5 protein-coding genes are annotated in these 6,000 nt (G+C 77.0%); 4 read left to right on the plus strand and 1 reads right to left on the minus strand.

Features of this window, described 5'->3' with window-relative positions; genetic code table 11:
• Nucleotides 1-135 precede the first annotated feature (135 nt).
• The gene (locus ABZZ17_RS31415; RefSeq protein WP_356881090.1) at nt 136-1,005 is read right to left on the minus strand and encodes a methyltransferase domain-containing protein; all 870 of its coding nucleotides are present in this window, start codon (nt 1,003-1,005) and stop codon (nt 136-138) included.
• A 286-nt stretch (nt 1,006-1,291) separates the two neighbouring features.
• On the opposite strand from ABZZ17_RS31415, the gene ABZZ17_RS31420 reads away from it, so the two are divergent.
• Genes ABZZ17_RS31420 through ABZZ17_RS31435 form a run of 4 tightly spaced genes read left to right on the plus strand, consistent with a single transcriptional unit; the run spans nt 1,292 to nt 5,808 of the window.
• Nucleotides 1,292-2,551: an aminotransferase class I/II-fold pyridoxal phosphate-dependent enzyme gene (locus ABZZ17_RS31420; protein WP_356881092.1), complete on the plus strand. Its 1,260-nt coding sequence runs from the start codon at nt 1,292-1,294 to the stop codon at nt 2,549-2,551.
• A gap of 24 nt (nt 2,552-2,575) precedes the next feature.
• Complete coding sequence (locus ABZZ17_RS31425; RefSeq protein WP_356881094.1) at nt 2,576-3,652, plus strand: MBL fold metallo-hydrolase; 1,077 nt, start codon at nt 2,576-2,578, stop codon at nt 3,650-3,652.
• Between the two features lie 43 nt (nt 3,653-3,695).
• Nucleotides 3,696-4,403 carry a formylglycine-generating enzyme family protein gene (locus tag ABZZ17_RS31430; protein ID WP_356881096.1) on the plus strand — a complete coding sequence of 236 codons (708 nt, stop codon included), beginning with the start codon at nt 3,696-3,698 and terminating at the stop codon, nt 4,401-4,403.
• Nucleotides 4,390-5,808, plus strand: coding sequence for an amidase (locus ABZZ17_RS31435; protein WP_356881098.1), 1,419 nt, complete (start codon nt 4,390-4,392; stop codon nt 5,806-5,808). Before ABZZ17_RS31430 ends, ABZZ17_RS31435 begins: the two co-directional genes overlap by 14 nt.
• Nucleotides 5,809-6,000: the final 192 nt, after the last annotated feature.

Raw genomic sequence — 6,000 nt, forward strand, 5'->3', positions numbered from 1 at the left:
TCTCCGCGTTGTCGGACCACGGAGGTACGTCCGGTACGAGCCGCGGCCCTCCGCCTTGAGATGCACCGCACCGGACGCCGCGACCCGGCAAACCTTTCCGGCCACGGCACTAGGCGTTGCTGCTACGCGTTGCTGCTACGCGCGGCAGACCAGTTCGCCGTTCAGGACCGAGAACCAGGCGTCGGGCGCCGCGCCCCAGGTGTGCCAGGCGTCGGCGATGGCGTCCAGGCCGGCCCGGGTGGCGTGGCCGCCGTCCGTCGCGATGGCCGCGTACGCGGAGGCCGTCGTGCGGTCCGCCCACAGGGAGGACCACCAGGCGACCTCGTCGGCGGTGGCGTAGCACCAGGACGTCGCGGACGCGGCGACCTCCGTGAAGCCCGCCGCCCGGGCCCACGACAGCAGCCGGCGCCCGGCGTCGGGCTCGCCCCCGTTGGCGCGGGCCACCCGCCGGTACAGGCTCAGCCACTCCTCCAGGCCGGGCGTCGCCGGGTACCAGGTCATCGCCGCGTAGTCGGCGTCGCGCACGGCCACGATCCCGCCCGGCCGGCACACCCGGCGCATCTCGCGCAGGGCCCGGACCGGGTCGCCGACGTGTTGCAGCACCTGGTGGGCGTGGACCACGTCGAAGGATCCGTCGGGGAAGTCCAGGGCGTGGACGTCCGCCGTGCCGAAGTCGACGGCGTCGCCCAGTCCGCGTTCCGCGGCGTGGGCGCGGGCCTGCTCGATCACGTCCGGGGCCGCGTCCACGGCCGTCACCCGGCCGCCGGGGGCCACCAGTTCGGCCAGGTCCGCGGTGATGGTGCCGGGGCCGCAGCCCACGTCCAGGACCCGCATCCCCGCGCGCAGGTGGCCGGTCAGGTAGGCCGCCGAGTTGGCGGCGGTGCGCCAGCGGTGCGAGCGCAGGACCGACTCGTGGTGGCCGTGGGTGTAGACGGCCGTCTCGTGGGGCGTGCCGGCGGCAGCGCGGGCGTCGCGGTTGCTGTGAGTGTCGTGGGCGTCGGTCATGGCGGAACCCCTCCTCGTCGAAGCGTTGTGATCACCGTAGGTGATCCGCCCGGGATGTGAGACCTATGTTTTGGAATGTGGACACCACCCTTGTTCCGCAAGGGGATTCGGCAGCCGCGTGGCGGGGCAGGGTGGCGAGGAGCGGTTGCGGGGGAGGGCGGCTCGCCAGGGCGGGGCAGGCCTTCGGTACGGCAGGAGGCGCTGACGGGCACATGCGCCCAAATAATCGTATAAAGGGCAGGGGTCGGTCGGTGGTGGCAGCGGAGAGGCGGGCACGGTGGCGGGGATGGCCGAGGGGACGACGGAAGGACTGGGCCGGGCCAGGGCGTGGGGCCCGGCCGCCCAGGGGCGCGGGCCCGTCCGGTACGGTCCCCCCGCCCCCGAGCCGGGCCTGCCCGTCCTGCCCGAGCTGACCGCCGCCCTGGCCGACGCCGCCGACCGGGCCGCCCCCGAGCCCCCGGGCGGCGGCGAACCCGTACGCGAGGCCGCCTGCCGGCACTGGGCCCGGCGCGGGCTGGCCACCGCCCCGGAGAACGTGGCCGCGGGACCCGGCGCCCCCGCCCTGCTGCTGGCCCTGCTCGGCGCCTACGGCGGCGACGTCATGCTGCCCCGGCCCTGTCCCGCCTGGTGGACCCCGCAGGTCCGACTGCTGGGACGGCGGGCCTACCACGTGCCGACCCCGGCCGAGTGCGGCGGCGTACCCGACCCCTACGCCCTGCTGGAGACCGTGCGCAGGGTCCGCGCCGAGGGCGGCGACCCGCGCGTCCTGCTGCTGTCGGTGGCCGACGACCCGACCGGTACCGTGCCGCCGCCCGAGATGCTCCGCGAGGCCTGCGAGGCGGCGGAGTCCGCCGGACTGTTCGTGGTCAGCGACGAGAGCTGGCGCGACACCGTCCACCGGCCCCACGACACCCTCGTCCTCAGCCCCGCCGAGATGCTCCCCGACCAGGCCGCCGTCCTCGTCGACCTCTCCGGCGCGCTGCTCCCCGGCGGCTGGCCCGCCGCGGTGCTGCGCCTGCCGGGCACCCCGCGCGGAACCTGGCTGCGCGCCCGCACCCTCGACATCCTCACCGCCACCGGCGCCCTGATCGCCGGCCCGGTCGCCGGGGCCGCCGCCCTCGCCCTGGACGAACCCGACGCCGTCGCCGGACGGGCCTACGCGGCGGCCGCCCTGCACGGCACGGTGGCCGCCGCCGCGCACCGGCGGCTGCTGGCCGCGGGGGCGCTCGCCCGGCCCCCGGAGGCCGGCCGGCACCTGTACGCGGACCTGACGCCGCTGCGCGCCGGACTGGCCCGGCACGGCGTGGGCGACGCGATGGAACTGGAGGACTGGCTCGGCGCCCGGCTGGGCACGCCGACACCCGGCGGCCAGCGGTTCGCGGACGAACTGGGCGCGCTGCGCGTCCGTTTGTCGACCGGACCGCTGCTGGGCGCCTCGGCGCGGGAGCGGCTGGCCGCGCTGGGCGCCCCGGATCCCCTGGCCCTGTCGCACGTCCGGGGCGCGCTGGACCTGCTCGGGTCGGTCCTCGCCGGGCTGGCCGACTGACCGCGGCTGAACGGAGGCTTCCGGATGAGGGACCAGACCGGCGCCCCCGCGCACCGCGCCGCCGCGTCCACCCCCGGCCCCGCGGCCCGCCCCGTACCGCCCGCCGCGCCCCCGCCCGGCGGCAGCCGCCCCGCCCCGCGGCCGCCCGGGGAAGTCAGGGTGTGGCCGCGGTCGTTCGCGGACCGGCTGACGACGCCGCTGCCCGGGGTCCGGGCCTTCGCGCGCCTCGCCCGTGAGGGGGCGTTCCGGCCCGGCCCCGAGGGGCTCCGCGGGATCCCAGACCTGCCCTGCGCCCCGGCCCCGCTGCCCCCCGCGCCCCCCGGGACGGTGTGCGTCACCTGGGCCGGGCACGCCAGCTGGGTCGTGCGCGCCGGCGGCCTGACCGTGCTCACCGACCCCGTCTGGTCCCGCCGGATCCTCGGCACCCCCGCCCGGATGACGCCCGTCGGAGTCCGCTGGGAGGACCTGCCGCCCGTGGACGCGGTGGTGATCAGCCACAACCACTACGACCACCTCGACGCCCCCACCCTCAAGCGGCTGCCCCGCCACACCCCCCTGTTCGTCCCGGCCGGACTGGCCCGCTGGTGCCGCCGCCGGGGCTTCACCCGGGTCACCGAGCTCGACTGGTGGGAGTCCGCCGAACTGGGCGGCGTCCGCTTCGACTTCGTACCGGCCCACCACTGGTCGAAGCGGACCCCCTTCGACACCTGCCGGACCCTGTGGGGCGGCTGGGTGCTCACCGACACGGGGACCGGCCGGAAGGTCTACTTCGCGGGCGACACCGGCTACGGGCACTGGTTCGCGGAGATCGGACGCCGCCACCCCGCCGTCGACCTCGCCCTCCTGCCGGTCGGCGCCTACGCCCCCCGCTGGTGGCTCGGTGACGTCCACACCGATCCCGAGGAAGCCGTACGGGCCTGCACGGACCTCGGCGCGCGCCGGATGCCCCCCATGCACTGGGGCGCCTTCGTCCTCTCGGCGGAGCCGGTCATGGAGCCCCTGCACCGCACCCGGGCGGCCTGGGCCCGGGCCGGCCTGCCCCGCGAGGACCTGTGGGACCTCCCGATCGGCGCCTCGCGCACTCTCGAAGCCGACCCGTAGGGCCCGGCCGTTCCCCGAACTGGTGTCGTAGGATCCCCTGTTCATGGACGCGAGTGCGGGACCGCAGACGATCGCCGTCCCGCCGGGACGGGTCACCCTGTCGGACCGGCGGACGCGGCGCAGCTGGACGGTGGAGCTCGCGCCGTACCGGATCGCGGCCCTCCCCGTCACCCAGGCGCTGTACGCGGACGTCACCGGCCGGCGGCCCAGCACCGCCCGGGGCGATCTGCTGCCCGTCGAGAGCGTGTCGTGGTGGGACGCCGTCCGGTTCTGCGACGCCCTGTCGGAACGCGAGGGACTCGCGCCGGCCCACCGCTTCCACGCCGACGGCCAGGGCGTCGACCTCGACGCGTCCGCCGACGGCTACCGGCTGCCCACCGAGGCCGAATGGGAGCACGCCTGCCGCGCCGGCACGAGCGGGCCGCACTACGGGCCCCTCGACGAGATCGCCTGGTACCGCGCCAACTCGCAGGAGCGCGTGCACGAGGTCGGCGGCAGGCTCCCCAACGCGTGGGGCCTGTACGACATGATCGGCAACGTCTGGAACTGGTGCTGGGACGTCTACGACGCCGAGGCCTACGGCAGCTACCGGGTGCTGCGCGGCGGCGGCTGGTTCGACGAGCACTGGAGCTGCCGGGCCTCCGCCCGGCGCCGGAGCCACCCGAGCTTCCGGGTCGAGGACGTCGGGTTCCGCGTGGCACGTTCCGTGACCACCACCGAGGGGAGAGGGGACGTCGATGGACGACCGTGAGCTCGTGTACCTGGGAGCCGCCCGGCAGGCCGAACTCGTGCGCGCCGGCAAGGTGTCGGCGCGCCGGCTCGTGGAGGCCGCCCTGCACCGCGCCGAACGGCTGGACCACCGCCTCGGCGCCTTCCGCGTCCTGCTCGCGGAGCGGGCGCTGGCCGAGGCCGACGCCCGCGACGCGGCCCTCGCGGCGGGCGGGCCCGGCGCGGACGGGCCGCTGCTCGGCGTGCCGGTCGCCGTCAAGGACGAGCTGGACGTCGCCGGGGAGGTGACGACCTTCGGGGGCGCCGCCAACCTGACGCCGGTCCCGCACGACTCCGAGGCCGTCCGCCGGCTCCGGGACGCCGGAGCGGTGATCATCGGCAAGACCACCATGCCCGAGTTCGGCCAGTGGCCGTTCACGGAGTCGGCCGCCCACGGCTACGCCCGCAACCCCTGGAACACCACCCGCACCACCGGCGGCTCCAGCGGGGGCAGCGCCGCCGCCGTCGCCGCGGGTCTCGCGGGCGCCGCGCTCGGCGGGGACGGCGGCGGTTCGATCCGGATCCCGGCCGCCTGCTGCGGCCTGTTCGGCCTCAAACCGCAGCGCGGCCGCGTCCCCACCGCCCCGCACCCACACCTCTGGTACGCCCTCGGCACGATCGGACCGCTCACCCGCACGGTGCTGGACAGCGCCCTGCTCTACGACGTCCTCAGCGGCCCGGCCGACGGGGACCGCTGGACGGCACGACCCGCCCGCACGAGCTTCGTCCACGCGGCGTCCACGGAACCCGGCCGGCTGCGCATCGCCTACTCCGCCGAACCCGCCGTGCCCGGCGTGCGCCCCCACCCCGAACACGTCGCCGCCCTCGACGACACGGTACGGATCCTGCGCGAACTGGGCCACGACGTACGGGAGGCCGACCCCCGCTACCCCGACACCACGGCGGCGTTCCTGCCGCAGTTCTGCGGGGGCGTCCGCGCCGAAGCGGCGACCGTGGAACGGCCCGACCTGCTGGAGCTGCGCACCCGCCGGACGCTGCGGCTCGCCCGGCTGGCACCGGAGGCCGCGGTGGAACGGGCCGTCCGCGCGGGGGAGCGGATGGCGGAGCGCGCCGGCCGCTGCTTCGCCGGAGCCGACCTGCTGCTCACGCCGACCCTGGCGGCCCGGCCCCGGAAGGTCGGCGCCCTCGACGGCGCCGGCACCACCGCCGCCATGCTCCGCTCCCTCCCGATGATCGCCTACACCGCCCTGTGGAACGTCACCGGTCACCCCGCCGCCTCCGTCCCGGCCGGCTTCGGCTCGGACGGACTGCCCCTCGCCGTCCAGCTGGTGGGCCGGGAACACGAGGAGACGACCGTCCTCCAGGTCGCCGCCCAGCTCGAAGCCGTCCGCCCCTGGGCCGGCCGCACCCCGGACCTCCCGTACTGACGGGTGCGGTGGGCGCGGCGCCGCCGCGGACCGCGCCTACCGCCGCACCCGCCGCCACACCGCCGGGGGGGCGGGGGGTAGGAGAGGACGCCCCCCCGCCCCGGCCCCCCCCCACCCCGGGGCGCGGTAAAAACGACCACCCACCATACCACAGAGCGCCGAACTACCCCCCCCACCCCCCCCCCCCCGGGG

This window comes from Streptomyces sp. NPDC006512, from assembly GCF_040611935.1.
Classification (GTDB): domain Bacteria; phylum Actinomycetota; class Actinomycetes; order Streptomycetales; family Streptomycetaceae; genus Streptomyces.